At 72.8% G+C, this 25,925-nt stretch carries 20 protein-coding genes, 1 pseudogene and 1 riboswitch; of the genes and pseudogenes, 11 read left to right on the top strand and 10 right to left on the bottom strand.

Annotated elements, in window-relative coordinates:
- Positions 1-157: 157 nt before the first annotated feature.
- Positions 158-1,942: a glyoxylate carboligase gene (gene gcl, locus ACZ7DE_RS12980; protein ID WP_470760415.1), complete on the bottom strand. Its 1,785-nt coding sequence runs from the start codon at positions 1,940-1,942 to the stop codon at positions 158-160.
- A 212-nt stretch (positions 1,943-2,154) separates the two neighbouring features.
- Here gcl and ACZ7DE_RS12975 point away from each other — a divergent pair, with 212 nt between their 5' ends.
- Entirely contained in the window at positions 2,155-2,973 is an 819-nt protein-coding gene (locus ACZ7DE_RS12975) for a hypothetical protein (RefSeq protein WP_470760413.1), read from the top strand.
- A gap of 151 nt (positions 2,974-3,124) precedes the next feature.
- Here ACZ7DE_RS12975 and ACZ7DE_RS12970 read toward each other — a convergent pair whose 3' ends face one another.
- Entirely contained in the window at positions 3,125-4,795 is a 1,671-nt protein-coding gene (locus ACZ7DE_RS12970; protein WP_470760411.1) for an AMP-binding protein, read from the bottom strand.
- A gap of 187 nt (positions 4,796-4,982) precedes the next feature.
- Between ACZ7DE_RS12970 and ACZ7DE_RS12965 the strand changes: the two genes are divergently transcribed.
- From ACZ7DE_RS12965 to ACZ7DE_RS12955, 3 genes are all read left to right on the top strand, one after another.
- Positions 4,983-5,843 (top strand): helix-turn-helix transcriptional regulator, encoded by an 861-nt coding sequence (locus tag ACZ7DE_RS12965; RefSeq protein ID WP_470760409.1) that lies wholly within the window; start codon positions 4,983-4,985, stop codon positions 5,841-5,843.
- A gap of 361 nt (positions 5,844-6,204) precedes the next feature.
- Positions 6,205-9,036: a helix-turn-helix transcriptional regulator gene (locus ACZ7DE_RS12960; protein ID WP_470760407.1), complete on the top strand. Its 2,832-nt coding sequence runs from the start codon at positions 6,205-6,207 to the stop codon at positions 9,034-9,036.
- Positions 9,037-9,342: 306 nt separating this feature from the next.
- Positions 9,343-10,134 carry a S1 family peptidase gene (locus ACZ7DE_RS12955; protein ID WP_470760405.1) on the top strand — a complete coding sequence of 264 codons (792 nt, stop codon included), beginning with the start codon at positions 9,343-9,345 and terminating at the stop codon, positions 10,132-10,134.
- A 178-nt stretch (positions 10,135-10,312) separates the two neighbouring features.
- On the opposite strand, the gene ACZ7DE_RS12950 is transcribed toward ACZ7DE_RS12955, so the two are convergent.
- Positions 10,313-10,729: an excalibur calcium-binding protein gene (locus ACZ7DE_RS12950; RefSeq protein ID WP_470760403.1), complete on the bottom strand. Its 417-nt coding sequence runs from the start codon at positions 10,727-10,729 to the stop codon at positions 10,313-10,315.
- A 202-nt stretch (positions 10,730-10,931) separates the two neighbouring features.
- On the opposite strand from ACZ7DE_RS12950, the pseudogene ACZ7DE_RS12945 reads away from it, so the two are divergent.
- Positions 10,932-11,356, top strand: a pseudogene (locus ACZ7DE_RS12945) (cytidine/deoxycytidylate deaminase family protein).
- Here the strand turns inward: ACZ7DE_RS12945 and ACZ7DE_RS12940 are convergent.
- A complete protein-coding gene (locus ACZ7DE_RS12940; RefSeq protein WP_470760401.1) occupies positions 11,353-12,468 on the bottom strand; it encodes a winged helix DNA-binding domain-containing protein in 1,116 nt (371 codons plus the stop codon). The pseudogene ACZ7DE_RS12945 and the gene ACZ7DE_RS12940 sit on opposite strands and share 4 nt — an antisense overlap.
- 166 nt (positions 12,469-12,634) lie before the next feature.
- Between ACZ7DE_RS12940 and ACZ7DE_RS12935 the strand changes: the two genes are divergently transcribed.
- Positions 12,635-13,765: a magnesium and cobalt transport protein CorA gene (locus tag ACZ7DE_RS12935; protein WP_470760399.1), complete on the top strand. Its 1,131-nt coding sequence runs from the start codon at positions 12,635-12,637 to the stop codon at positions 13,763-13,765.
- Between the two features lie 73 nt (positions 13,766-13,838).
- On the opposite strand, the gene ACZ7DE_RS12930 is transcribed toward ACZ7DE_RS12935, so the two are convergent.
- Positions 13,839-14,612: a thioesterase II family protein gene (locus ACZ7DE_RS12930; RefSeq protein WP_470760397.1), complete on the bottom strand. Its 774-nt coding sequence runs from the start codon at positions 14,610-14,612 to the stop codon at positions 13,839-13,841.
- A gap of 570 nt (positions 14,613-15,182) precedes the next feature.
- On the opposite strand from ACZ7DE_RS12930, the gene ctaD reads away from it, so the two are divergent.
- Positions 15,183-16,895, top strand: a complete 1,713-nt coding sequence (gene ctaD, locus ACZ7DE_RS12925; protein ID WP_470760395.1) for an aa3-type cytochrome oxidase subunit I — start codon at positions 15,183-15,185, stop codon at positions 16,893-16,895.
- Positions 16,896-17,194: 299 nt separating this feature from the next.
- Here ctaD and ACZ7DE_RS12920 read toward each other — a convergent pair whose 3' ends face one another.
- Positions 17,195-17,617, bottom strand: a complete 423-nt coding sequence (locus ACZ7DE_RS12920) for a CBS domain-containing protein (RefSeq protein WP_470760393.1) — start codon at positions 17,615-17,617, stop codon at positions 17,195-17,197.
- A gap of 181 nt (positions 17,618-17,798) precedes the next feature.
- Here ACZ7DE_RS12920 and ACZ7DE_RS12915 point away from each other — a divergent pair, with 181 nt between their 5' ends.
- Both ACZ7DE_RS12915 and ACZ7DE_RS12910 read left to right on the top strand, forming a co-directional pair.
- Complete coding sequence (locus tag ACZ7DE_RS12915; protein ID WP_470760391.1) at positions 17,799-18,950, top strand: FUSC family protein; 1,152 nt, start codon at positions 17,799-17,801, stop codon at positions 18,948-18,950.
- Positions 18,951-19,337: 387 nt separating this feature from the next.
- Entirely contained in the window at positions 19,338-20,012 is a 675-nt protein-coding gene (locus ACZ7DE_RS12910; protein ID WP_470760389.1) for a precorrin-8X methylmutase, read from the top strand.
- A 260-nt stretch (positions 20,013-20,272) separates the two neighbouring features.
- Here ACZ7DE_RS12910 and ACZ7DE_RS12905 read toward each other — a convergent pair whose 3' ends face one another.
- Entirely contained in the window at positions 20,273-21,037 is a 765-nt protein-coding gene (locus tag ACZ7DE_RS12905) for a cobalt-precorrin-6A reductase (RefSeq protein WP_470760387.1), read from the bottom strand.
- A gap of 351 nt (positions 21,038-21,388) precedes the next feature.
- On the opposite strand from ACZ7DE_RS12905, the gene ACZ7DE_RS12900 reads away from it, so the two are divergent.
- Together ACZ7DE_RS12900 and ACZ7DE_RS12895 are read left to right on the top strand one after the other, a co-directional pair.
- A complete protein-coding gene (locus ACZ7DE_RS12900; RefSeq protein ID WP_470760385.1) occupies positions 21,389-23,053 on the top strand; it encodes a purine-cytosine permease family protein in 1,665 nt (554 codons plus the stop codon).
- A 353-nt stretch (positions 23,054-23,406) separates the two neighbouring features.
- Entirely contained in the window at positions 23,407-24,009 is a 603-nt protein-coding gene (locus ACZ7DE_RS12895; RefSeq protein WP_470760383.1) for a histidine phosphatase family protein, read from the top strand.
- On the opposite strand, the gene ACZ7DE_RS12890 is transcribed toward ACZ7DE_RS12895, so the two are convergent.
- From ACZ7DE_RS12890 to ACZ7DE_RS12880, 3 genes are all read right to left on the bottom strand, one after another.
- Positions 24,004-24,354: a hypothetical protein gene (locus ACZ7DE_RS12890; RefSeq protein ID WP_470760381.1), complete on the bottom strand. Its 351-nt coding sequence runs from the start codon at positions 24,352-24,354 to the stop codon at positions 24,004-24,006. The genes ACZ7DE_RS12895 and ACZ7DE_RS12890 overlap by 6 nt on opposite strands.
- Positions 24,355-24,590: 236 nt before the next feature.
- Complete coding sequence (locus ACZ7DE_RS12885; protein ID WP_470760379.1) at positions 24,591-25,349, bottom strand: CbtA family protein; 759 nt, start codon at positions 25,347-25,349, stop codon at positions 24,591-24,593.
- A gap of 19 nt (positions 25,350-25,368) precedes the next feature.
- A complete protein-coding gene (locus ACZ7DE_RS12880) occupies positions 25,369-25,590 on the bottom strand; it encodes a CbtB domain-containing protein (RefSeq protein ID WP_470760377.1) in 222 nt (73 codons plus the stop codon).
- Between the two features lie 36 nt (positions 25,591-25,626).
- A riboswitch (cobalamin riboswitch) is annotated at positions 25,627-25,784 on the bottom strand.
- Positions 25,785-25,925 lie beyond the last annotated feature (141 nt).

The raw sequence follows: 25,925 nt of genomic DNA, 5'->3' as shown, positions 1-25,925 counted from the left end.
GGGACGGACCGCGGGCGGGGATCGGGCACAGCAACCGCCTCCCACGACACACGGGCCGCACACGCGAACACCGCAGAAGGGGCGGCCCCTTGAGTGGGCCGCCCCTTCTCGGCGCGGACGACGAATCGCGCCGGACCTCGTCTTCGGTTCCGTGGCGTCAGACCTTCAGCGTCCTGATCGACGTCGGCGCGTGTCCCGGCTCGGTGGCGAGCTCCTCGAACTCCACGACGGCGCCGATGTCGTTGGTGACGCTCATCGAGATGTTGGTGACGCGTTCCAGGATCGCCTCGACGACGACCGGCACCCGGAACTCGGCGGCGAGCTTCTTCGCCTGCTCGAAGGCCGCGCCCAGTTCGGCGGGGTCCGTCACCCGGATCGCCTTGCAGCCGAGGCCCTCGACGACCTTGACGTGGTCGACGCCGTACACGCCCAGCTCGGGTGAGTTGATGTTCTCGAACTCCAGCTTGACCTGGAAGTCGATGTCGAACGCCCGCTGCGCCTGGCGGATCAGGCCCAGGTAGGAGTTGTTGACCAGGACGTGGACGTACGGGATCTTGTGCTGCGCGCCGACGGCCAGCTCCTCGATCATGAACTGGAAGTCGTAGTCCCCGGAGAGGGCGACGACCTGCGCCTGGGGGTCGGCCTTGGCGACCCCGAGCGCCGCCGGGATCGTCCAGCCGAGGGGCCCCGCCTGACCGCAGTTGATCCAGTGCCGCGGCCGGTGGACGTGCAGCATCTGGGCGCCGGCGATCTGCGAGAGACCGATGGTGGTGACGTACCGGGTCTCCGGGCCGAAGGCCTTGTTCATCTCCTCGTAGACGCGCTGCGGCTTGATCGGGATGTCGTCGAAGTGGGTACGGCGCTGGAGGGAGGCCTTCCTGTCCTGGGCGGCGGCCGCCCACGCCGAGCGGTCGGGGAGCGCGCCGGCGGCCTTCAACTCCCGGGCCACCTCGACGAAGAGGCGCAGGGCCGCCTTCGCGTCCGAGGCGATCCCGTAGTCCGGGGCGAAGATCCGGCCGATCTGGGTGGGCTCGACGTCGACGTGCACGAAGGTGCGGCCGGCCGTGTAGACGTCGATGCGGCCGGTGTGACGGTTGGCCCAGCGGTTGCCGACGCCGAGGACGAAGTCGGACTCCAGGAACGTCGCGTTGCCGTAGCGGTGCGAGGTCTGCAGACCGACCATGCCGGCGTTCAGCTCGTGGTCGTCGGGGACCGCGCCCCAGCCCATCAGGGTCGGGATGACCGGAGTGCCCGTCAGTTCGGCGAATTCCAGGAGGAGTTCGGCGGCATCCGCCGAGATGACTCCGCCGCCCGCGACGATCAGCGGCCGCTCGGCCGCGTTCAGCATGCGGAACGCCTTCTCGATCTGCGCGCGGGTCGCGGCCGGTTGGTAGACGGGCAGCGGCTCGTAGGTGTCCGGATCGAACTCGATCTCCGTCTGCTGGACGTCGACCGGCAGGTCGATCAGCACCGGACCGGGCCGGCCCGAGCGCATGAGGTGGAAGGCCTGCTGGAAGACGCCGGGGACCTGAGCCGCCTCCAGGACGGTGACCGCCATCTTTGTCACCGGCCTGGCGATGGAGGCGATGTCGACGGCCTGGAAGTCCTCCTTGTGGATCACGGCGGTGGGGGCCTGGCCGGTGATGCACAGAATCGGGATCGAGTCGCCGATGGCGGAGTACAGCCCGGTGATCATGTCGGTGCCGGCGGGCCCCGAGGTTCCGATGCAGACGCCGATGTTCCCCGGGTGGGTGCGGGTGTAGCCCTCGGCCATGTGGGAGGCGCCCTCGACGTGTCGGGCGAGAGTGTGGTCGACGCCGCCGGAAGCCCGCAGCGCCGCGTAGAACGGGTTGATCGCCGCGCCGGGGACACCGAACGCGCTGGTGACGCCCTCGCGCTTGAGGATCTCGACTGCCGCGCGGGCAGCGGTCATACGAGCCATGGAGTACTCCTGCTTCGACTGCTTCAGCTGCTTCAGCTGTCGGATTCGCTCTCCCGTCGCGCCCCGCGGTGAGCCCTTCCTGATGTGTCCGCCCATTTCCGCAATTCCACTTGCTTCCACATTGCGGAAAAACTTTTCTACTATCTGGAAGCAATGTAAGTGGGTGCGCAAAGGTCGTCAAGAGAAGGACAAGCGGGGGCCGGAGGAGGACGATGGGGGCCATGTCCGAGAGCGTGCCGGTGCGCTGCCCGGCCTGTCGGCGCGAGCGCCTCTACACCGCCCCGTCCTACCCGTGTGCGTGCGGCTCCCCGGTCACGCCGGTGCTCGACCGGCGGACGGCGCCGGTGGCCGTCGCACACCGGGCGTGGGACGACGAGTGGATCGTCCTGCGATGCCGCGCCTGCGGCCGCCACGGGCAGTGGCCGCACCCGGAACTGGGGTGCGCCTGCGGAACGGTGCTGCGGATCCCACTGGCCGACCGGTCCGGCAGGCCCGGGCCCGACCGAGGGCAGGGGCGCGAGTCCGAGCACGGGGGCGCGCACGCGTCCGAGTGCGCGCAGGAAACGGCCGGGACGGCATCGGCGTCACCGGCGTCTCCCCCGCCGGAGTCGACAGCGCCTCCGAGCCCGGCGGCACAACGGCGTGCGTTCCGACCCGTCGCCATCCGCACCGCGCGGGACGCCGTGACGGCCGCCGCGCTCTATCTGAACTGGCTCGGGCACAGGGACATCCGGCGGGCCGACCAGCGGCCCACCTCCGGCATCGGCCTCGCCGCCCACGGGCTCCTGGCGCAGGTGGACCCGAGCGTCCACCCGGCCTCGCTGCGGGACGTGGAGTGTCTGTGGCTGACGGCCATGACGGAGTCCGCGGACTGCGTCTACTTCTCCCTCGCCGGGTACGCGGACGACGCCCGCGCCCGCGCCGACCAGCTGGGCGTGCCCCTGTTCGTACTGGACCTCACCGGCACCCCGCAGCCGGTCAACGCGACGGCCGACGCCCTGGACGCCCGGAACTCCTCGGACACCTGCTAGAGGGGTACTGGAGGGCGTACTTCTCGCGTGGTTCCATCGGGCTCGTCCCTCCCGTGCGGGTACGACGCACCGGGGCCGCGCGCGGCCGTCCGCCCCGGAACCGCTTCGTCCTCGGACGGCGGGCCGCTCACCCCGTGGGACGGCGGCCCGCTCACCGGAAGTCCTCCTCGCGGTACTCGTCCGTCGAGCCCGCCGCGGTGGCCTCGCGCAGCTCGATCCGGCGGATCTTGCCGCTGACGGTCTTGGGCAGCGGGGCGAACTCCAGGCGACGGACCCGCTTGTAGGGGGCGAGGACCTCGCGGGAGTGCTCGAACAGCACCTTCGCGGTGTCGGGGCCCGGCTGCCAGCCCTCGGCGAGGACGACGTACGCCTTCGGCACGGCGAGGCGCAGCTCGTCCGGCGCGGGGACGACGGCCGCCTCGGCGACCGCCTCGTGCTCCAGCAGCGCGCTCTCCAGCTCGAAGGGGCTGATCTTGTAGTCGGAGGCCTTGAAGACGTCGTCGGCCCGCCCGACGTAGGTGATGTATCCGTTCTCGTCCCGGCTGCCGATGTCTCCGGTGCGGTAGTAGCCGCCGGCCATCGCCTCCGCCGTGCGGTCGGCGTCGCCGTGGTATCCGGTCATCAGGCCGACCGGACGCGCGGACAGGTCGAGCGCGATCTCGCCCTCCTGCGCGCCTGGCGCGCCCGAGACGGCGTCGAGGAGCTCCACCCGGTAGCCCGGGCTCGGCCGGCCCATGGAGCCGGTCTTCAGCTCCTGTCCGGGGCTGTTGGCGATCTGCACGGCCGTCTCGGTCTGGCCGAAGCCGTCCCGGATGGTGACGCCCCAGGCCCGCCGCACCTGTTCGATGACCTCGGGGTTGAGGGGCTCGCCGGCGGCCACCGCCTCGCGCGGCGCAGTGCGCAGCTGGGTGAGGTCGGCCTGGATGAGCATGCGCCAGACGGTGGGCGGGGCGCAGAACGTCGTCACGCCCGCCCGGTCCATCTCCGCCATGAGCCGGGCCGGGTCGAAGCGGGTGTAGTTGTGGATGAAGACGGTCGCTTCGGCGTTCCACGGGGCGAAGAGGTTGGACCAGGCGTGCTTGGCCCAGCCGGGCGAGGAGATGTTGAGGTGCACGTCGTCGGGCCTGAGCCCGATCCAGTACATCGTCGACAGGTGCCCGACCGGGTACGAGGTGTGGGTGTGCTCCACCAGCTTGGGGCGGGCGGTCGTGCCGGACGTGAAGTAGAGCATCAGCGGGTCGTCGGCGAGGGTGGGGCCGTCGGGCGTGAAGCCGGCCGGCGCACTGTAGGCGTCTTCGTACCGCTGCCAGCCCTCGGGTGCGCCGCCGACGGCGATGCGGGTGTAGCGGCCGGCGACCGCGTCGAACTTGCCGGTGTCCTCGGAGCGGACCAGGACGTGCCGGACCTTGCCGCGTTCGACGCGGTCGGTCAGGTCGGCGGGGCCCAGCAGCGGCGTGGCGGGGATGACGACGGCGCGCAGCTTCATCGCGGCCAGCGCGGTCTCCCACAGTTCGGCCTGGTTGCCGAGCATGACGAGGATGCGGTCCTCGGCGGCGACCCCGCGGGCGCGCAGCCAGTTGGCGACCCGGTCGGAGCGCTCCGACAGCTCGTCGAAGCCGAGACGGGTCTCGGAACCGTCTTCCTCCACGATGTGCAGGGCCGTGCGCCGGTTGCCGTCGGCGATGGCGTCGAACCAGTCGAGAGCCCAGTTGAAGCGCTCCAGGCGGGGCCACTCGAAACGCTCGTAGGCGGTCGCGTAGTCCTCGCGGTGCTCCAGCAGCAGGTCGCGGGCCCTGCGGAAGCGCTCCGTCGCCGTCGTCATCCGTCCTCCATGCCTTCTCAATCGTCCGCCCCGGGGGGCGTGCTCGGCCCCGGCGCGCACTCGCGGCTCACTCCGCCGGCGCCGGACCTTGCCTGGCGGCTCTCTGCCATCGTGTAATCCGTGATGCAGGTCTCACTACCCCCGAACGGGGGTGCGCGACAGCACGCCGCGCGGAAAGGGCGAGAACGTGGCAGCAGACGCGGCCGGAACGGCCCAGATCGGCGGTGCGCTGGTGCGGCTGCGGCGCGCGACCGGGCTCCCGGTCGCCTTCGGCGGGCTGGTGGAGCCGGGGCGGCAGCGGATGCGGATCAGCGAGTTCAGCGGGGCGGCCGGGCTGGCGCTGCGCGGGCTGGCCGTGCCCCCGGGGAACGGTCTCGGCGGCAAGGCGGTCGCGCTGGCCCGCCCGGTGGCGGTGACCGACTACTCCCTCTCGCGGCAGATCAGTCACGAGTACGACGCAGCCGTGGCCGAGGAGGGTCTGCGCTCGGTGCTGGCGATCCCGGTGGTGGTGCGGCGCCGGGTGCGCGGGGTGCTGTACGGCGCCCTGCGCACGGCCCAGCCGCTGGGCGACCGTACGCTGACCGCGGCCGTGCAGGCGGCGCGGGACGTGGAGCAGGCGCTGGTGGTCGAGGACGAGGCTCGCGATCTGCTGGCGGCGGCCGAGGCACGCGCCGCGGCCGCCGGTCCGGGCCGGGGCGGCGGGACGGCGGCGGGCTGGGAGCAGGTGCGCGAGGCGCACGCCGCCCTGCGCGCCCTGGCCCCGCGGATCACCGACCCGGCCCTGCGCGCCGAGCTCCTCGAGGCCTGCGGCCTGCTCACCCCGGTGCCGCCGGGGGAACCGGCGGGCGGCCCGGCCGAGCTGGCTCCGCGTGAGCTGGACGTGCTGGCCTGCGTGGCGGCCGGTGCGACCAACGCGGCGGCCGCCGAGCGGCTGGGGCTGCGCCCGGAGACGGTCAAGGGTTATCTCAGGTCGGCGATGCGCAGGCTGGGCGCGCGCACGCGGGGAGAGGCGGTGGTCGCGGCCCGCAGGGCGGGGCTGCTTCCCTGAACACCGACACCGACACCGATACTGACGGTGACACCGACGGCGACGGCGACGGCGGCACCGACAATGGCACCGACCGTGCCGGCGACAGGGGCGGTGACGGCCGCAGCGCGGGCGACAGCCGCGGGGTGGCGCGCCTTCCGTGGACGGCGCGGCACGCACGCGGCGCCCACCGTGCGCGGACGTCGGTGAGCACCGATCACATCAAGCCAGGGAGGTCCCACACGACAGGCAACCATTCACTCGACGTCACCATGAATTTCCGTATGCGTCACGTTGTTATATCCCTCACCACGTGGTGCCTCCGAATTTCAAAGAGTCGTTGCCTAGAATTTGGCCCGGACACGACACTCGGAGGGGAGCGGTGACCGTGCGACGGGACTTCAAGGAGCCTGCCAGATGCCGCCCCGACCTGGTCATCGGCAGGGACGAGCTGTTCACGGCCGCCCGTGACCAGCTGACCCGCGGCGGCAGCGTGCTGCTGCACGGCCCCGCCGGAATAGGAAAGTCGACCGTCCTGCGGGCATTGGCCGCGGATTACGGGGACGCGGCGCACACCGTGCTGCGCTGCTCGGCGACCGAGTCCGAATCCCACCTCCCGTTCCTGGCCCTGGCCGACCTGTTTGGGCTGGTCCTGGACGAGATCTCGGACAAGTTGCCCGCCGCCCAGCGCACGGCCCTGGAGTCGGCGCTCACCGGCCGCGGCGAGTCGACGCTGCAGCGCGACGGCCTCGCCCTGCGCCTGGCCGTGCTGTCGGCCCTGCGCGCCCTCGCCGCGGCGGGCCCCGTCCTGCTCGTCGCCGACGACCTGCAGTGGCTGGACTCGGCGAGCGCCGAACTCCTCGGCTTCGCCGCGCGCCGCCTCGGCGACACCCCCGTCCAGTTGCTGTGCGCGGTGCGCACGGAGGGCCAGGAGTACGACCGCCATCTACGCGCGTCCCCGCCCGACACCCTGGCCGTCCGCCTCAACCCGCTCTCCCGCGCCCAGGTGTCCGCGCTGCTCGATCACCGCGGCTACACCGACCTGCCCCGCTCGACGATGCGGGAGATCCACCGCACCAGCGGCGGCAACCCCCTCTTCGCCCTGGAGCTGGGCCGCGCCCTCGGCGAGAGCCCGACGCCGCCCCGGCCGGGCGAGCCCCTGCCGGTGCCGACCTCGCTGCGCGCCCTGGTCCTCAGCCGCCTCGACATGCTCTCCTCCGAAGCCCGGCGCACCCTGCTGGTGGCCAGCGCCGGGGCCCGTCCCACGCTGGCCCTGCTGCACGCGGCCGGCCGGGAGAACGCCGAGGCCGAGACCGCCCAGGCCGCCGAGCTGGGACTGCTGGCGACAGAGCCCGAGGGTCCCGCCGTACGGTTCGCGCATCCGCTGATCTCGGCGGCGCTGTACGCGGAGGCGCCCGCGCAGGAGCGCCGGGCCGCGCACGCCGCGCTGTCCACGGCCGCCTCCGATCCGATCGAGCGGGCCCGCAACCTCGCCCTGGCCACCACCGGCACCGACCCGGAGGTGGCCGCCCGGCTCGCCGAGGCCGCGGCGCTGGCCCGCGACCGCGGCGCCCCCTCGGTCGCCGCCTCGCTCGGGCTGCTCGCCGCCCGCCACACCCCGCCGGACGGCGTGCCCGTCCCCGACGAGCACCGCCTCCAGGCCGCCGAGGACGCGATCACGGCCGGCGAGGTGGACCTCGCCCGGGACATCGCGCGCGAGGTGCTGACCCGGGCCACCGTGCCCGCCGACCGCATCCGTGCCTGGGAGGTGGTGATCGAGGCCGCCGGACAGGCGCTCGGCGACGTCGACGCCGTCTTCCCCCAGGCCCTCGCCGACGCCGGCGACGACCCCCGGCTGCTCGCCCTGGTCCACTACCACCTCGCCTGGCGCAAGCTGATCGTCGAGGGCGACTTCTCCGAGGCACGGCAGGAGGCCGCTCACGCCGCGGAACTCGCCGCGCGCGGCGACGACCGGCGCACCGAGCTGATGGCGCTGTCCTTCCAGTCGTCCACCGAGACGCTGATGGGCCATCCCAACGCCCCCGCGACCATCAAGCGCGCCCTGAAGGAGCCTCAGGACCCCTACGTCGCCTGCCATCACAACGGCGTCGGCGCGGCCAGGTTCCGCTGGCTGATGATGAGCGACCAGCTGTCCGAGGCCCGGTCGACGATCACCGCGCTGCTGCGCGAGGTGCGCCGGCGCGGCATGGTCGAGAGCGAGGTGCACTTCCAGCGTTTCCTCGCCGAGACCGAACTGCGCTCCGGGCACTGCGGACGCGCCCTCGACCTGGCCCGCGAGAGCCTCAGGCTGGCCCGCGACTCGGGCATCGGTCTGGGCGCCTCCGCGATGCTGGCCTCCCTCGCCGAGGCTTCCGGCGGTGACGTCGACCGGGCGCTGGCCCTGGCCCGGGAGGCGGCGGAGCGCGCCGAGGAGGACGGCGACCAGATGTACCTCTCGCGCGCCCTGGCCGCGCTGGGCCACGCCCAGCTGGTGGCCGGCGACGCGGCGGGCGCGGTCGGCTCGCTGCGCCGGGTGCGGGAGCTGGAGGCGGGGCTGCGCATCACCGACCCGGCGCGCGGCCGCTGGCAGGGCGACCTCGCCGAGGCGCTGGTCCAGGTCGGCGAGCCGGGCGAGGCGCAGGACGTCATCGACGTGACGCGCGAGCACGCCCTGCGGCTGGGCCGGGAGAGCGTGCTGGCCGTGCTCGACCGGTCGGAGGCGATGGTGCGGGCTGCGCTGGGCGACCACGAGGCGGCGCTGTCCCGGCTGACGTCCGTTCAGGACCGGCTCGCCAAGCTGGGATACGGCCTGGAGGAGGCGCGGGCGGCGTTCGCGCTGGCCCGGCTGCGCACCCTGCGGCCGGGGACGGGGCCGGGGCCGACCTCGTACGACGAGGCGGCGCGACTGTTCCGGCGCTGCCGGGCGCTGCCCTGGCTGCGTCAGGTGGACCAGGCCGCCGCGGAGGGCGCGACGACGGGACGGGTCGCCGTCGCCCAGCAGGCGCCGGCGTCCGACGCACTGGAGGGGCTGGCCTCGATGGAGCGTCAGGTCGCCGCGCTCGTCATGGAGGGCGCGACCAACCGGGAGATCGCCGCGCGTCTGTTCATCAGCGTCAAGACGGTCGAGGCGACCCTGACCCGGGTCTACCGGAAGCTGGGAATCCGCTCGCGGGTGGACATCGTCCGACTGGCGGCGGGGCGTCATGCGAAGTGAGGATTCCGCGGGTTAACTGCCCCTCAGGGGCTGTCTGCCCTCAGTGGGTTCTCCTGGGATCTCCGCCCCGTGCGGCGGGTCCGCCGAGCGGCCGCGGCGCGGCGACCGTGGGTTCCCCGGGGCCGACCGAGGGTTTTCCCTGCCCCAACTCCCTTAGGGGGTTCCCTCATTGGGGGAGCGGTTCCCGAGCCCTAGCGTAAGGGACGTGCCGCTCGCCCGGGCACACGGGGGTCGGTCCCGCGACCCCCGTGCCAACCCCCCACACCCGCGCGACCCCCCACCGGCCATCCCTCACCGAGGAGATCCATGTTCGGGCTCAACCGCGTCAAGAAGACCGCCGCCGTCGTCGCGGCGACCGCTGCCGCGGCAGCGACCGCACTGCTCAGCGCCCCCACCGCTGTCGCAGCGCCCCAGCCGATCGTCGGCGGCACGACGACCACGACCACGACGTACCCGTTCATGATGCAGATCACCGACGCCTCGCAGAACCAGTTCTGCGGCGGCACCCTCGTCTCGGCGACCAAGGTGGTCACGGCGGCTCACTGCATGGTCGGCGAGACCACCAGCAGTGTGCGGGTCGTCGGCGGCCGCACTTACCTGAACGGCACCAACGGCACGGTCAGCCGGGTGAGCAAGATCTGGGTCAACCCGGACTACACGGACGCCACCAACGGCGACGACGTGGCCGTCCTGACCCTGTCGACCTCGATGCCGTACACCACGGCGTCGTACGTCTCCTCGTCCCAGACCGGCGTGTACGCGGCCGGCACCACCGCCCGGATCATCGGCTGGGGCACCACCTCGGAGAACGGCAGCTCCTCCAACCAGCTGCGGACCGCGACCGTCCCGATCGTGTCCGACTCCAGCTGCAAGAGCTCCTACGGTTCGGACTTCGTCCAGACCGACATGGTTTGCGCCGGATACACATCCGGCGGCGTAGACACCTGCCAGGGCGACAGCGGCGGTCCCCTGCTCATCGGGGGCGTCCTGGCAGGGATCACTTCTTGGGGCGAGGGCTGCGCGGAGGCCGGTTACCCGGGTGTGTACACCCGGCTGACCACCTTCTCCAGCCTGGTGACCGCACAGGTCAACTCGTAGCCGGCCGACGGCTGATCCCACAAGGCACCTGAGCACTCCTCAGGGAAGAACCAGGGGGCGCTGCGAGCCTCCACGAGCGGCCCGCAGCGCCCCCTGTCCAAGCCCTCGCCGGCCCCGGCGGGGGCTTCGCACATGGGGCGCCCGGTCCGCGGGGCCGGGCGCGGTCCGCGTCCCCGGTTCAGCCGTGCCGGCGACGAAGCACCACGTAACCGCCGGCAGCCAACGCCCCGACGGCCAGCCCCGCACCGAGCCCCACGTCCCGGCCGGAGGGGCCCGCGGTGGACGCGCCGCCGAGGCCGCCCTGGACGCCGCGGGTCGGCGTGACGGCCGTCGGTGTGGGCACGGCCGCCGAGGCGGTGGGGGTGGCGGTGGCGGTCGTGCGGCGGGGCAGGACCTCGCAGGCGATCCCGTCGTCCGGCCCCTGGTCCTCGTCGAGCCGGTTGGGGTCGGTGCGGTCCTGGTCGAACACCGACTGGGCGTCCTCCTGGAAGGTGAAGTCGCGGCAATCGAGGTCCTGGGCGTGGGCGGTCCCGCCCAGTGGGGCGATGCACATGATCGCGGCGGCTATGCCTGCGATGGTGGCTCGGCGTGACATGGACGTCTCCTCCCGGTCCCGTGGGAAAACCATTGCTTCGACCGTAGGAGAGGGTCGGTGCGGATGCGCGGGGCGGTGGGCCGTGTGGGTGTGCGGGTGGGGGGTGTGTGATCGTGATCGTCACGAAGGGGCCTCGTGCCGTCGCCGGGCTCGCCGTCCTGTCGACGTCGACGTCGCCCGACACCTGACGAAGGCGGAGAAGATGACCGCGCAGACCCATCGCGTCGACCACGAGCTGATCGAGGCCGCGGCGCACGTCGCCCGCACCCGCTGCCGGGGCGACAACCACACCATGGCGGCCGCGGCCCGGGCCCGGGACGGCCGGATCGTCACCGCCGTGAACGCCTACCACTTCACCGGGGCCCCTGCGCCGAGCTGGTCCTCATCGGCGCGGCTGCCGCCCAGGGCGCCTACGAGCTGGACACGATCGTCGCCGTGGGCGACCGCGACCGGGGTGTCGTTCCCCCCTGCGGCCGGTGCCGTCAGGTCCTGCTCGACTACTTTCCCGCCCTCGAGGTCATCGTCGGCGAGGACGACCGCGTCCGATCCGTGCCGATCGCCGACCTGCTGCCCGAGAGCTACGTCTGGGCCGACCACCAGCTCGACGCCGGGCAGGCCGCGGGCTAGGACCCGGCGGTCGTCACCTGGCCGAAGCGGAGGTCGTAGGACTCCCCCGGGTGCATCACGGCCAGCATCCGTTCGCCCTCGGCGACCACGTCCTGCCGCTGGGCGCGGGTGAGCGCGGCGAAGGGCTCGACGACCAGCGCGTCGGCCTCCCATTTCCACACCCCCGCCAGGAAGCCGTCGACGAGGAAGGTGCGGTAGGCCTGGTTGCCCTGCCAGTTGCGCCCCCAGTGCGCGGGCGGGACGACGCGGCTCCGGTCGGCGTGGGAGAGGAGCAGGTTGTCGAACTCGGGGAGGAAGCGGGGCGGGGCCGGGGTCTCGGGGTCGGGGCGCGGGGCGTCCGGGAGGTCGAAGAGCTCGACGCCGTGCTCGTCCCGGAAGGTGAGCAACTGCGGCCGCAGCCGCTCGAACGCCTCGCGCAGCCGGGTCAGCCCGGCCCAGGCCTGCATGTCCTTGACCGACGCCGGGCCGAACGCGGCCAGATAGCGCAGGACGACGGACTCCGGGGCGGGGGCGGGTTCGGCGGGGCGGCCGAGCCAGTGCTCGGCGGTGGTGAGCACGACCTGCCCCGCGCTGCCCCACAGCCCGCGCGGGGTGATCTGGACCAGAGGCAGCGTGCACCGGGCGGCGACGGCGAGGGACTGCGGGTCGGCCTCGGGCCACTCGGCGCGGAGGGCCTCGCGCAGTTGCCCCATGGTCCGCGGCTCGGTCTCCACGAGGTCGCGGGCGACGGCGGCGAGCCGGTCGAGGTCGACTCCGCCGAGGCCCTTGCGGAAGTAGGTCAGCTCACGGTCGCGAGCGGGCTGGACGAACGGCCGCAGGGTCAGGCAGTCGTCGGCGGTGTGGGTGTGGATGGTGGAGCGCATGCTGACGATGCGGACGACGTCGCGGTCGGCCATCAGCGTCGACAGCTCCCCGGGGACGAATCCGTCGAGGCGGGCGGCGAGGGCGTAGTACGGGGGCTTGACGTTCTGGGCCTGCAGACCGAGCAGGTGGTGCACAGCGGTCGCGGCCGGCAGGGACGAGCGTCGCAGCAGCAACTGCCGGTCGAGGGTGGCGCGGTTGAGGGCGCGGGCGTCGAGCACGGGGGCCGCCGGGGACGTCGTCTTCGTCATGTACGGCACGGTAGCGAGGATCGAGGACAGTTTCCGTCCTACTTCGACGGGGGCGCGCGACCAGATCCCCGGCGCTCCCGCCGTATGCCCCCTATATCCTGCTTGGTGACCAGCCGACGTCGGACGACACCCGCACGAACGCAGTCCCGACCGGGAGGCAGCCGCGATGCCCGAGCGCCCCAGGAAGCCCGTCTGGCGCCGCACCCCGCCCCCGCCTCCGTCGTGGTCGCGGCCGCCCCGCCCGCCGGCGACGCCGCCCGCGGAGCCGTCCGAGCCGGCGGGCATCGTCCAGGCCGTCCTGTACCGGGACGGTGTCCGCGTCGTCGCCCCCACCACGCTCTCGGAGACCTACCGGGCGCTGCGCGAGCAGCCGTCGGGCATGGCGTGGATCGGTCTGGCCCGTCCGACCGAGAGCGAACTGCACTCGCTGGCGTCGGAGTTCGATCTGCACCCGCTCGCCGTCGAGGACGCGAAGGAGGCGCACCAGCGTCCGAAGCTGGAGCGATACGGCGAGACCCTGTTCGTCGTCCTGCGGGCGGCCCGCTACCTGGACGCGCCCGAGGAGATCGACTTCGCCGAGCTGCACGTCTTCGTGGGGCCCGATTTCGTCATCACCGTCCGGCACGGAGCGGCCCCCGACCTCTCGGCGGTGCGCCGCCGTATGGAGAAGACCCCGGAGCTGCTGAAGCTGGGACCGGAGGCGGTCCTCTACGCCATCCTGGACGCGGTGGTCGACGGCTATGCGCCGGTCGTCTCGGGCGTCCAGAACGACATCGACGAGATCGAGACCGAGGTGTTCCGCGGCGACCCCGAGGTCTCCCGCCGGATCTACGAACTCTCCCGCGAGATGGTCGAGTTCCAGCGCGCCACCCGCCCCCTGGTCGGCATGCTGCACGCACTGATGGCCGGGTTCTCGAAGTACGGCACGGACGACGAGCTCCAGCGCTATCTGCGCGACGTCGCCGACCACGTCACCCACACCAGCGAACGCGTCGACGGCTTCCGCCAGGCCCTCACCGAGATCCTCACCGTGAACGCGACCCTCGTCACCCAGCAGCAGAACGCGGAGATGCGGGCCCTGGCGGAGGCCGGGTTCGAACAGAACGAGGAGATCAAGAAGATCTCGTCGTGGGCGGCGATCCTGTTCGCGCCCACGCTGGTCGGGACGATCTACGGCATGAACTTCGCGCACATGCCCGAGTTGGGCTGGAGTTTCGGATACCTCTTCGCGATCGGACTGATGGGGGTGGTGTGCGTGAGCCTGTACGTGATCTTCAAGCGGCGGGACTGGCTCTGAGCGACCGCCGCCGGGCGACACGGTCGCCCGATGGCCGCTCGGTGTGGCGCGGCCGTCCCGTGCCGGCGGCGGGTCAGGCCAGGCGTTGCCGCACGAGGTCGGCGATCCGGCTCCATTGGGAGCTGAGGTAGAAGTGGCCGCCGGGGAAGACCGTCAGCTCGTGCGCCGCCGTGGTGTGAGACGCCCAGTCGTCCACGTCCGCCAGGGCGACCTGGGGGTCGTCGTCCCCGGTGAGGACGAACAGCGGGCAGTCCAACGGCGGACCGGGGACGTACCGGTAGGTCTCGGCGGCCCGGTAGTCCGCCCGGATCGCGGGCAGGATCAGGGCCATCAGCTCGGGATCGTCGAGGATCCGCGCGTCGGTGCCGCTGAGCCGGCCGAGGTGGGCGATCAGTGCCGCGTCGTCGCCGAGGTGGACACGGCCGTCGCGGACCAGCCTCGGCGGGCGCCGGCCCGAGACGAACAGGGCCCGTGCACCGGTGCCTCGCGATTCCAGCCGCCGCGCCACCTCGAAGGCGAGGGAGGCGCCCATGCTGTGTCCGAACAGGGCGAACGGGCGGTCGAGCCACCCTCGCAGCTCGCCGGTCAGCGCGTCGGCGAGAGCCGGGATGCTGTCCAGGCAGGGCTCGTGGCGCCGGTCCTGGCGCCCCGGGTACTGGACCGCGAGCACCTCCACGTCGGGTGCCAGGCCCGCGGAGAACGGGGAGTAGAACGAGGCCGCTCCCCCGGCGTGCGGGAAGCAGATCAGCCGGGGCGCGCCCTCGCGCGCGGGGTGGAAGCGGCGCAGCCACCTGCCACCGGCCGGGGCGGCCCCCGGACTGTCCTGGCCCGTTGCTGTCTCGGTCACCCTGGGTCCTCCGTCCCGGACCGCCGTACGGTCGCGTCGCCTGCTCTTGTGCGCTTGCTCTTGCGGCTCGAACTTACGGCTTGCTCTTGTGACTTGCTCTGCGGCGTGCTCTTGTCGCCCGCTCTCGTCGCCTGGGCCACGAGGCCGGCCCCCTCGCGTGCGGCTCCCGGCCGGAAAGACCGTCAGGGGCAGCACCTGATGACCGTACAACCCCCGTGCACGGCACGGATCATGAGGTCGGGCGTGACCGGATTTCCGGTGCGCAGAGCGCCCGTTGCGATGGGACGCTGGACGGGCACCGCCCCGCGACGGCCAACCAGCCCGCGGGAGGGCCAGGGCCGGCCGGGACGGTGCACGACGGTGCAGGCCGGATTCCGGGCACGCCACCCGACCGGATGGACCGTGCGTCCATTGGGCTTGGAAACGCCTGACAGCGAGCGCGGCTTCACCCGGGCGGGACCAGGTTCCGCTGGGCTGGACCCCCACTGCCCGACGACAGGACCAGCCGGGCGGGCGCCGGCGGCGCCCCCCTCCTCACCGTCCACGCACCGCTGCCGATCGAGGGATCTGATGGCGACCCACACCGAACCCGTTGCTCCGGTCCCGGCGGCCGAGCGCCGCAGCCGGGGCCAGGCGATCGTCTCCTGGCTGACCACGACCGATCACAAGAAGATCGGTCACCTCTACCTGATCACGTCCTTCGCGTTCTTCCTGGTCGGCGGGGCGCTGGCGATGGCGGTGAGGGCGGAACTGGCCCGGCCCGGGCTGCAGTTCCTGTCGCAGGAGCAGTACAACCAGTCGTTCACCATGCACGGCACGATCATGCTGCTGCTGTTCGCGACCCCGACGTTCGCCGGGTTCGCCAACGCGATCATGCCGCTGCAGATCGGCTCCCCGGACGTCGCCTTCCCCCGGCTGAACATGTTCTCGTACTGGCTGTTCGCCCTCGGCGGTCTGATCGTCCTGTCCAGCTTCCTCACCCCGGAGGGCGCCGCCGACTTCGGATGGACCGCCTACACCCCGCTCAGCGGCGGGGAGCACACCGCGTATCTCGGCGGCGACCTGTGGATCATGGGACTGGCGCTGGCCGGGTTCGGCACGATCCTCGGCGCGGTCAACTTCATCACCACGATCATCTGCATGCGCGCACCCGGCATGACCATGTTCCGGATGCCGATCTTCACCTGGAACGTGCTGCTCACCTCCGTGCTCGTCCTGCTCGCCTTCCCCGTCCTGGCCGCCGCCCTGCTCGCGCTGGAGGCGGACCGCAAGTTCGGGGCGCACGTCTTCGACCCGGAGAACGGCGGGGCGATCCTGTGGCAGCACCTGTTCTGGTTCTTCGGCCACCCCGAGGTCTACATCCTCGCCCTGCCCTTCTTCGGCGTGATCACCGAGATCATCCCCGTCTTCTCGCGGAAACCGATCTTCGGCTACATGGGGCTGGTCGGCGCCACCATCAGCATCACGGGCCTGTCCGTGACCGTGTGGGCCCACCACATGTTCGCCACGCAGGCCGTGCTGCTGCCCTTCTTCTCCTTCATGAGCTTCCTCATCGCCGTCCCCACGGGCGTGAAGTTCTTCAACTGGATCGGCACGATGTGGAGGGGCTCGATCTCGTTCGAGCCGCCGATGCTGTGGGCGTGCGGCTTCCTCGTGACGTTCCTCTTCGGCGGGCTGACCGGCGTCCTCCTCGCGTCCCCGCCCATGGACTTCCACGTCACCGACACCTACTTCGTCGTCGCCCACTTCCACTACGTGCTCTTCGGCACGATCGTCTTCGCCATGTTCGGCGGCTTCAGCTTCTGGTGGCCGAAGATGACCGGCAGAATGCTCGACCACCGCCTGGAGAAGGTCCACTTCTGGACGCTGTTCGTGGGCTTCCACACCACGTTCCTGGTCCAGCACTGGCTCGGCGCCGAAGGCATGCCCCGCCGTTACGCCGACTACCTGGCCGCCGACGGGTTCACCGCCCTCAACACCGTCTCGTCCATCGGCGCCTTCCTCCTCGGCCTGTCCACCCTCCCCTTCCTCTACAACGTGTGGCGGACCGCCAAGTACGGTGAGCGGATCGAGGTCGACGACCCCTGGGGCTACGGCCGCTCCCTGGAGTGGGCCACCTCCTGCCCGCCGCCGCGACACAACTTCACCGCTCTGCCGCGCATCCGCTCGGAATCCCCCGCGTTCGACCTGCGCCACCCTGAACTCGCGCGGACCGAGGAACGTGAGAACGCCGGCAGGCGCGACGCGGTGGACGCCGAGGGCCACAGGGGCGAACCGCGCTGAGGGCGCGGGAGCGTGCCGGACGGGTGTGGAAGGGGGCGCGGGAACGGGTCCGGGAAGGGGCACGCACCAACGGGTGCGGGGCGGCTCACCCTCCCTCGGCTCGGCTGCCGGTGCCGCCTTCAGCGACCGCGGGGCGTCCGGCGCCGGCCGACGCGCCGCCGACCGGAGCCAACACCGCCGGCTCCTGGGCGGGTGCGTCCACGCGCCGTTCGCCGGTGCTCAGCGGCGCACCACGCGCAGTGTCCGCACCGCCGGGCCGCGGCCGCCGCCACGGCGCACACGCCGGATGCGACACCGCCTCACGTGTTGGGCCTCGTGGAGCTGATGTCGCCCAGGGCCGACTCGGGATCGCGCTCGATGACCAGGTCGCCGAGGGAGACGATGCCCACCGCGTGCCGCTGTTCGTCGACGACCGGGACCCGGCGTACCGAATGCTCGCGCATCAGCTGCACGACGCGGATCAGGTCGTCGTCGGGCCCCACCGTGACCAGGTCCTCGCTGCACGCCTCGGCCACGGTCATCCGGTTCGGATCGCCGCCCTCGGCCATCGCGCGCACCACCAGGTCGCGGTCGCTGACCAGACCGCGCAGCCGCTCGCCCTCGGTGACCAGAACGGCGCCGATGTCGTCGTCCCGCATCATCCGGGCCACGGCCGTCACCGAGGTCTGCGGTTCGACGGTCGCCGGGGCACGCGTCATCACGTCGCTCACGTGCTGGGTCATGACTTGCTCCCTCCGGGAGTGGGCGGTTCCTCCACCGCCGCCAGGCCTCCCGGGTACCCGTCGGCGACCGCGATCCACGCCCGGCGCCTCCAGTGTCCCCGCCCGCCCCCGCCCTGCCGGTCATCGGACGAAGTCGGGGCCGGGAGGTGCATATCGCCCCTGACGTGGCACTTGCTGTGCCATGGAGTGGATGAGCAGGGCGACCCGGCCCGTTCGGCGCGGGGTCGGCACGGTCGTGCCGACGGTGCGGCGGGCGTGGTCCGGACCGGGCCGTGAACGGGATCTGGCGGTGCAGGCGAGCAAGGCGGCGCTGGCCGCCTGGGTGGCGTGGGCCGTGGTGGGCTGGTGGCTGGAGGCGCCGATGGCCTTCGTCGCGCCCTGGGTGGCGGTCGTCCTGGTGGAGTCGACGGTGTACCGGTCGGTCGCGCACGGGCTGCAGCAGCTCGCGGCGATCGCGGTGGGGACGGTCGTCGCGACGGCGGTGGCGCTGCTGCTGGACGGCACGATGGTCACGATGGCCCTGGTCCTCCCGCTGGTGCTGCTGCTGGGGCAGTGGCGGCGGCTGGGAAGCCAGGGCATCTACGCCGCCACCGGTGCGCTGTTCGTGCTGACCGGCGGCCCGGTGACCGTGGCCGCGTCGGCCGCCCGCATCACGGAAGCGCTCTTCGGCGCGGTGGTCGGCGTGGCCGTCAACCTGCTGATCCGGCCCCCCGTGTACCTGCGCGACGCCCGCGCCGCGCTGGAGGACGCCGCCGGGGAGGCGCAGGAGATCCTGGAGGCGGTGGCCGACGGCCTGGCGACGGGCGAGTGGGACGCCGGAGCGGCCGGGGAGTGGCACGAGCGGGCCCTGCGTCTGGGCCGTCTGGTCGACCAGGCACGGTCGGCGATCGGCTGGAGCCAGGAGAGCATGCGCGGCAATCCGCGGGGACGCCGCAGCCCGCACGGCCCGCACGACGAGGCGTACGCCGACGCGCTGGAGGTGCTCGACTACGTCGCCCTCCACACGGCGGGCGTGACCCGGACGGTGCGGGAGATCGCGGAGAGCGGGAGGGCGGCCCGGCCCGCCCCGGAAATCACCCGTGCGTACGCGGACTTCCTGCGCCCCACCGCGCACGCCGTGCGGCTGTACGGCCGGAGCCGGTTCGCCCCGGGCGGCCACGACGACCTCGCCGACCAGGAGCTGCGCGAGGCGGTCGGCAAGCTGCACCACACGCTCGAGGACTTCCGCCGACGGCTGCCGCGGGCCGTGCCGGACGACCCGGACGCCCTGGTGACCTACGGGACCCTGCTCGCGCAGGCGCACCGCCTGGCCGATCTGCTCGCCCGGGACTGACTCCGCCGGGATGGAACCCGGGCCCGTCGGGCGCGCAAGCCGCCCGCCCGAACGCCCTCAACGCCCCCAACGCCCGTCCGCCCGTCCGCCCGTCCGCAGGAGGTCTGAGGTGTCCACCCCGCCGTAGCGGCGTGTCCGTGCTGTTCCCGACCACGGGGCGACCCCCGACCCGCCTGCGGGGCCTGGGTTGGGGGGGTGGCGGGTGCCGGCCTCGCGCTTCCGGGCCGCGGCTGCGGGGCGCCCGGCCGGCGGTCGCTCGCGGAGGCTCGGCCGTGTCGAGCGGTACGGGCGATCACCGGGCCGTGGGCCGGAGCCCCAGGTGGGGGTGGGTATGCTCGCCGCCATGTCCACGGCAGGTGCGGCGGCCGGAGCAGCGGCGGCCGCCCGATGGGCCGTCCGACCACCACCGAGAGCAGCGAGACGAACACCGTGACCAGCTACGACTACGAGAAGGACGGCGCGGCCATCTACCGCCGGTCCTTCGCCACCATCCGGGCGGAGGCCGACCTCGCCGATCTCCCCGCCGACGTCGGTCAGGTCGTGGTCCGGATGATCCACGCCTGCGGCATGGTCGACCTCGTACGGGACGTGGCCTACACGCCCGCCGTGGTGGCCCGCGCCCGCGAGGCCCTGCGGGGCGGCGCGCCCGTGTTCACCGACGTCCAGATGGTGGCCAGCGGAGTGACCCGCAGGCGGCTGCCCGCGGGCAACGACGTGCTCTGCACCCTCTCCGACCCGGCCGTTGCCGAGCTGGCGGCGGAACTCGGCACCACGCGCAGCGCCGCCGCGCTGGAGCTGTGGCGGGACCGGCTGGACGGCTCGGTCGTCGCCGTCGGCAACGCGCCGACCGCCCTCTTCCGTCTCCTGGAGATGATCGAGGAGGGCGCGCCCCGCCCGGCGGCGGTGATCGGTGTACCGGTCGGGTTCGTCGGGGCGGCCGAGTCCAAGGAGGCCCTGGTCGCCAACCCGTTCGGGCTGGAGTACCTGGCGGTGTGCGGGCGTCGGGGCGGCAGCGCCATCGCCGCGGCCGCGCTGAACGCGCTCGCGAGCGAGGAGGAGTGAGCGACGGCCCGTCCGCCGTGACACCGGCCGGGGCGTCCGGTCACCGACGAGCGCCCTGACGCCCCGTCACCGTGGGCCCGCGGCCTCCCTGCCACCGTTGGGCCCGCCGCCTCCCTGGCACCGTTGAGCCCCCTGCCGCCTCGCCGACGACGGGTCGGGGCAGCCTCCGACGTCGACACCGGCGTACCGCTGCCGCCGCCACCGACGACGAGGCGGTCAGGTGCGGTGTGCGGTGGTCGGGTGGGACGGTCGGCGCGTGTTCAGTCGGCCCGGCGGGACCGAGCCCGGTCGAGGTGTGCACCGACCCAGCGCGCCGCCTCCTCCGGGCCCGGCACGACGGGGACGCCCGAAGGCTCGGGTGGTCTGCGCACCACCACCACGGGCAGCCCGGCCTCCCGGGCGGCGACCAGCTTCGGCGCGGTGGCCGCTCCCCCGCTGTCCTTCGTCACCAGGACGTCGACGCGGTGACGGCGCAGCAGGTCGCGCTCCCCGTCGAGGGTGAAGGGGCCCCGGTCGAGCAGCACCTCCATGGCGGACGGGCAGGGAGGTTCGGGCGCCTCGACGGACCGCACCAGGAACCACAGTCCGTCCAGGCCAGCGAAGGCCGCGAGGCCCGTCCGGCCGGTGGTGAGGAAGACGCGCCGCCCGAGCCCGGGCAACAGCGCGGCGGCCTCCGTCAGCGAGCCCGCGTCGTGCCAGCGGTCGCCCTCGACGGGCGCCCAGCCGGGGCGGCGCAGGGCGAGCAGGGGAACCCGCGCGGCGGCGGCGGCCCCTGCCGCGTGGAAACCGATCGTCCCGGCGAAGGGGTGGGTGGCGTCGACGATCGCGTCGACCGCGTGCTCGCGCAGCCATCTCGTCAGCCCCTCGGCACCGCCGAACCCGCCGACGCGGACCCCGCCCGGCGGCAGCCGTGGAGCGGCGACCCGTCCGGCGAGCGAGCTGGTCACCTCCAGGTCCGGCGTGCCGTGCAGCAGTTCGGCTAGCCGACGGGCCTCCGTGGTCCCGCCGAGGATCAGTACGTGCACGAGGGTCCGGTCCGATCATGAGCGCCGACGGGTCCGGCGCGGGCGACGCGAGGAGCGGCCGCGCCCGTCCCACTCAAGCACACCGGCCCTGCCCACCCCCGGGCACGTCGGCCCGGTACCCCCGGGACATTGGCCCAGCACCCCCGGGGCACACCGGCCCGGCACACCGTCGGCGCGGCGCCGGGATCCCCGGAGCCGCTCTCCGTAACCGTGGGTTCACGCCACGTCGCCCCCTCGGGAAACAAGCGGTTCCTAGCCTTTCCGCCCCGGCTGTCGACGACGCCGTCCGGGAGCGCCCCACCGCTCAGCGCACTGCCGCACGGCATCGCGCCCCTCCCCGAAGGGCTGACCATGAGCGCCACCCAGTCACCTCAGTCACCCCGGACGGCCACCCAGCCGGGCTCCCCCACCAGTCAGGCGACGAAGGAGACCCTGGAGGACTACACCCTCCGCTTCGCGCCGCGCAGTTATCGCCGCTGGACCCCGATGGTCGTGGCGACCACCGCGCTCGGCGGCATCGCCTACATGGCCGACTTCTCCATCGGCGCCGGCATCGGCCTGACGCACGGCACCGGCAACGCGCTCGTGGCGATCGCCGTCGCCGCGGTCGTCATCTTCGTCACCGGCTTCCCGCTCGCCTACTACGGCGCCCGCTACAACATCGACCTCGACCTGATCACCCGCGGCTCCGGGTTCGGCTATTACGGGTCGGTGCTCACGAGTGTCATCTTCGCCAGTTTCACCTTCATCTTCTTCGCCCTCGAAGGCTCGATCATGGCCCAGGGGCTGAAGCTGGGCCTCGGCCTCCCGCTGTGGCTGGGCTACCTGGTCTCCACGCTGATGGTGATCCCGCTGGTGATCTACGGCATGAAGGCGCTCAGCAAGCTCCAGGTGTGGACGACGCCGGTGTGGCTGCTGCTGATGGTCGCCCCGCTGGTCTACCTCGTCGCCACCGATCCCGGCACCGTCGACCGGTTCCTCTCCTACGCGGGCGCCGACGGCGACGGCGGGGTCGACACCGCCTCCGTGCTGCTCGGCGCGGGCGTCTGTCTCTCCCTGATCGCGCAGATCGGCGAGCAGATCGACTACCTGCGCTTCATGCCCCCGAAGACCGAGGAGAACAAGCGCGCCTGGTGGACGGCCGTGATCATGGCGGGCCCCGGCTGGGTGGTGCTCGGCGCGCTGAAGCAGGCCATCGGCGTCTTCCTCGCCGTGTACATCCTGGCCGGGGTCGGCCCGGCGGCGGCCACCGAGCCGATCCAGCAGTTCCGCGGGGCCTTCGACGCGATGATGCCGTCCTGGCTGGTCGTCCCGCTGGCCGTGGCCCTCGTCGTGATCAGCCAGATCAAGATCAACGTGACGAACGCGTACTCCGGTTCGCTGGCGTGGACGAACTCCTTCACCCGCGTCACCCGGCACTACCCCGGCCGCATGGTGTTCGTCCTGGTCAACCTGGGCTTCGCGCTCGCCCTGATGGAGGCCGACATGTTCAGCTTCCTCAACGACATCCTCGGCTTCTACTCCAACTGCGCGATCGCCTGGGTCGTCACCGTCGCCACCGACATCGGCGTCAACAAGTACCTGCTGAAACTCTCCCCGCACGCGCCCGAGTTCCGTCGGGGCATGCTGTTCGCGGTCAACCCGGTCGGCGTCGTCGCCTTCCTCGCCGCGTCCGGACTGTCCATCGCGATGTACTTCCACGCCCTCGGCGACACCCTCCAGCCGTACTCCCCCGTCGCCGCCGCGGTCATCGCGTTCGTCCTCACCCCGCTGATGGCCGTCGCCACCCGGGGCAGGTACTACCTGCGCCGCACCGACGACGGCATCGACGAGCCGCTGCTCGACGCGGAGGGCAACCCCAGCGCCACGACGTACGAGTGCCATGTCTGCCACCAGTCCTACGAGCGCCCCGACCTGGCCGCCTGCCGGACCCACCACGCCATGGTCTGCTCGCTGTGCCTGAGCACGGACACGGTCGGCGACCACGTGCTGCCCGCCCGGCCGACGACCGCCTGAACCCGCCGCCCCCGCGGTCGCGATCCACGCGAAGTGGGCCGCCCAGCACGGGACTTCGGCCTCGGGACGGTTCGAGCCACGGCAGGTTCGAGCGACGGCATGTTCGGGAGAGGCGGTCCGCGAAGGCGGGATCCGACAGGCGGGCCGGGACGACGGGATCGGGCAGGTGGTCCAGGACGGCGGGATCGGGAATGGTGGCCCGGGCGGCGGAGTTCGGCGAGGTGGCCCCGGGCGGCAAGGTCCGGCAGGGTGGTCCGGGGCGGCGAGGTCGGTCGTCGGTCATCACGCGCGCGTGATGACCGGCGCCCCCGCCGACGCCCCGCACATCATGCCCGCACCAGGAGGAGCACCACGTGACGAGCCGTGTCACCTTCATCTCGCCCGCCATGAACGCGTCGCTGCGTCAGGCCCGTTTCGACGACGGGGCTTCGATCGACGCCGGCGGCGAGGCGCGGGCCCGTGCCGCGGCCGGCGCGCTGCCCTCGGCCTCGCGTGTCGTGACGTCCGCGACGGTGCGCTGCCGGGAGACAGCCGCCGCGCTGGGCCTCGACACGGCGCAGGCGGTGGAGCCGGAGGAGTTGGCGGCGCTGGACGTCGGGCGCTGGCGGGGCCTGACCCTCGCCGAGGTCGGCGCGGGCGAGCCGGAGGCGGTGGCCCGCTGGCTCGCCGACCCCGCGTCCGCGCCGCACGGCGGGGAGTCCGTCGGGGACCTGTGCGCACGGGTGGCCGCCTGGCTGGATGCGTCGTCGCGGGCGGACGGCCGTACCCTCGCCGTGGTCGAGCCGGAGGTCGTGCGGGCGGCGGTGGTCCATGCGCTGGGCACGCCGGCGGCGGCCTTCTGGCGGCTCGACGTGCCGCCGCTCACCGCCACCTCGCTGAGCGGGCGCGGCGGCCGCTGGAACCTGCGGCTCGGGCATCCGCCGGACTCGGCCGAGGCCTCCGCCGAAGGATCATGACGCCGCATCCCGGTGACGTCGCAGCAGTGCCGCCACGGCGCAGCGCAGGCAGTCGACGTCCGGGTCCGCCGGTGCGGCTGCGGCTGCCTCGCACACCGGCCCATGCGACCCGGACGTCCCGCCTTCCCGGGGGCAGTCCTCGGCCGGGCCGGCGGCGACCAGCGTCTCCAGGTCCCGCAGAAGCCGCTCGGTGCGCTTCAGTTGCTGACCGAGGACGCGGATCCTGGCGCTCTGGCCGCCGATCTGCCGTCGGCTGTCGATGAGTTGCTCGTACTCCCGCGGTGTCAGGGCGACCGCTTCGCGGCCTCCCAGGGTGATGCGGCGCGGCTGGGGCTGTCCGGTCACCTCGGGCTCTCCGCTTCTCGCCGCTGTCGGTCCCGGGGTGCGGTCAGGTCGGCAGGGCGGGTCGATGGGACGACAGGGCGGGTCGACGGTCGATGTCGTCGCTGCCCGGAGAACGCGAGAGGGCCCCCGGACGGTTCCGTGGGCCCTCTCGTCGTCGTGTCGGTGAAATCGTCCGGTCTGGTGAAACCGTCCGGTCGGCGACGTCGTCGTGTCGGCGAAGTCGCCTTGCCGCCAGGTCAGTTCGGGGCGGGCGCCGCCGAACCCGCCGACACGGTGGCGGGCTTGGGGTGCAGCAGTCGCTCGGCCAGTTCGCCGAAGGCGAGGCCGAAGCCTGCCCACATCGTGACCTGCATGGCGAGCGAGGAAAGGCGGAACCGCCACAGCAGCGTGGCCGGGAAGTCCCCCGGAACCTCGTTGACGGCGGGCAGGAAGGCGTAGGCCAGCCCGACCACCAGCACGAAACCGAGGACGGCGACGACGGTGGCGTACCAGTTGCCGAGCCGCGGCGCGAGCCGCTTGCCGACGATGACCGCGGCGACCGCGAGGAGCACGCCGAGCACCATCATGAGGAAGTACAGGGTGGTCCGCTTGGCGATGGTGTCGTGGTCGCCGACCGCGGGCGGGTTGGCCGGGTACTTCAGGAAGGGCACGACGTACACGGTGAGCAACCCGGCCCCCGACAGCAGCAGCGCCGTGGCCCGGGGGGTGAAGCGTCCGACGCGGCCGAGGGCGAAGCAGTAGGCGAGGGCGGCGATCCCGCCGAAGGCCACCCCGTAGACCAGGACGCCGGTGGCGAGGCCGGCGGTGGACTGCAGCCCGCGGGAGACGAGTTCGACCTCGTGCTCGTGCGCGGCCGCGTGGGACTCCTCGAAGCCGATGGCGCCGTCGACGTACGGCTCGCCGAGGAAGTAGGCGACGAACAGGGCGAGCACGCCGGCCCCGAGGCCGGCGAGCATGCCCCGAACGAGCAGGTTTCTTACCGTTGCTGAGTTCATGGGTGTGCGGCGCCCCTGATCAGTGGCAGGGGAAGCCGAGGAGGTGACGGGCGTCGTGCACCCATTCGTGGACGCCCTCGCCGGAGACGACGGAGGTGGCGCCCTGCTCGGCGCCGACGAAGTAGAGCAGGACCAGCATCAGGACGCCGAAGAAGACCGCCCAGGGGGCGATTGCCTTCAGCGGCAGCTTGGCGGGTACGACGGGGGTGGTGACGGTCGGCTGGGCGACATGCTGCGCCATGGCAGGGCCTCCTCTGGGAGTTCGCGTCCCATCTCGGTGGTGCACAGGACGACGGTCCCGGGTCTGACTCGCGATGCGCCCCGTCAGTGAGAAGCGCATCGATCACAGTGGCGCGACCGTGCCGGATTTCCACCGGCTTCCGTGATCCCGTCGTCGATATCAGAGCGACGGTACCGTGTGTCGCGCCCATGGCCAATACCGCACCACCTGCCGTGATGCCGCTCTCCGCCGCGACGTGGCCCGGATCACCGCGGTTTCCCCCTGTCCGCCCGATCCTCGCCGGCCGCGGTCGGGAGCGGCGGGCGCCGGGCGCGCAACGGGAATTCCGGTCCCGT

This window comes from Streptomyces sp. NPDC037083 (genome assembly GCF_055606485.1).
The sequence above is the reverse complement of the archived record's forward strand: the minus strand, read 5'-3'. Positions and strand labels throughout refer to the sequence as shown.

Coding starts and splice junctions, on each gene's coding strand:
- gcl (WP_470760415.1), bottom strand. CDS start 1,942: ATGGCTCGTATGACCGCTGCCCGCGCGGCAGTCGAGATCCTCAAGCGC.
- ACZ7DE_RS12975 (WP_470760413.1), top strand. CDS start 2,155: ATGGGGGCCATGTCCGAGAGCGTGCCGGTGCGCTGCCCGGCCTGTCGG.
- ACZ7DE_RS12970 (WP_470760411.1), bottom strand. CDS start 4,795: ATGACGACGGCGACGGAGCGCTTCCGCAGGGCCCGCGACCTGCTGCTG.
- ACZ7DE_RS12955 (WP_470760405.1), top strand. CDS start 9,343: ATGTTCGGGCTCAACCGCGTCAAGAAGACCGCCGCCGTCGTCGCGGCG.
- ACZ7DE_RS12950 (WP_470760403.1), bottom strand. CDS start 10,729: ATGTCACGCCGAGCCACCATCGCAGGCATAGCCGCCGCGATCATGTGC.
- ACZ7DE_RS12940 (WP_470760401.1), bottom strand. CDS start 12,468: ATGACGAAGACGACGTCCCCGGCGGCCCCCGTGCTCGACGCCCGCGCC.
- ACZ7DE_RS12935 (WP_470760399.1), top strand. CDS start 12,635: ATGCCCGAGCGCCCCAGGAAGCCCGTCTGGCGCCGCACCCCGCCCCCG.
- ctaD (WP_470760395.1), top strand. CDS start 15,183: ATGGCGACCCACACCGAACCCGTTGCTCCGGTCCCGGCGGCCGAGCGC.
- ACZ7DE_RS12920 (WP_470760393.1), bottom strand. CDS start 17,617: ATGACCCAGCACGTGAGCGACGTGATGACGCGTGCCCCGGCGACCGTC.
- ACZ7DE_RS12915 (WP_470760391.1), top strand. CDS start 17,799: ATGGAGTGGATGAGCAGGGCGACCCGGCCCGTTCGGCGCGGGGTCGGC.
- ACZ7DE_RS12910 (WP_470760389.1), top strand. CDS start 19,338: ATGGGCCGTCCGACCACCACCGAGAGCAGCGAGACGAACACCGTGACC.
- ACZ7DE_RS12900 (WP_470760385.1), top strand. CDS start 21,389: ATGAGCGCCACCCAGTCACCTCAGTCACCCCGGACGGCCACCCAGCCG.
- ACZ7DE_RS12885 (WP_470760379.1), bottom strand. CDS start 25,349: ATGAACTCAGCAACGGTAAGAAACCTGCTCGTTCGGGGCATGCTCGCC.
- ACZ7DE_RS12880 (WP_470760377.1), bottom strand. CDS start 25,590: ATGGCGCAGCATGTCGCCCAGCCGACCGTCACCACCCCCGTCGTACCC.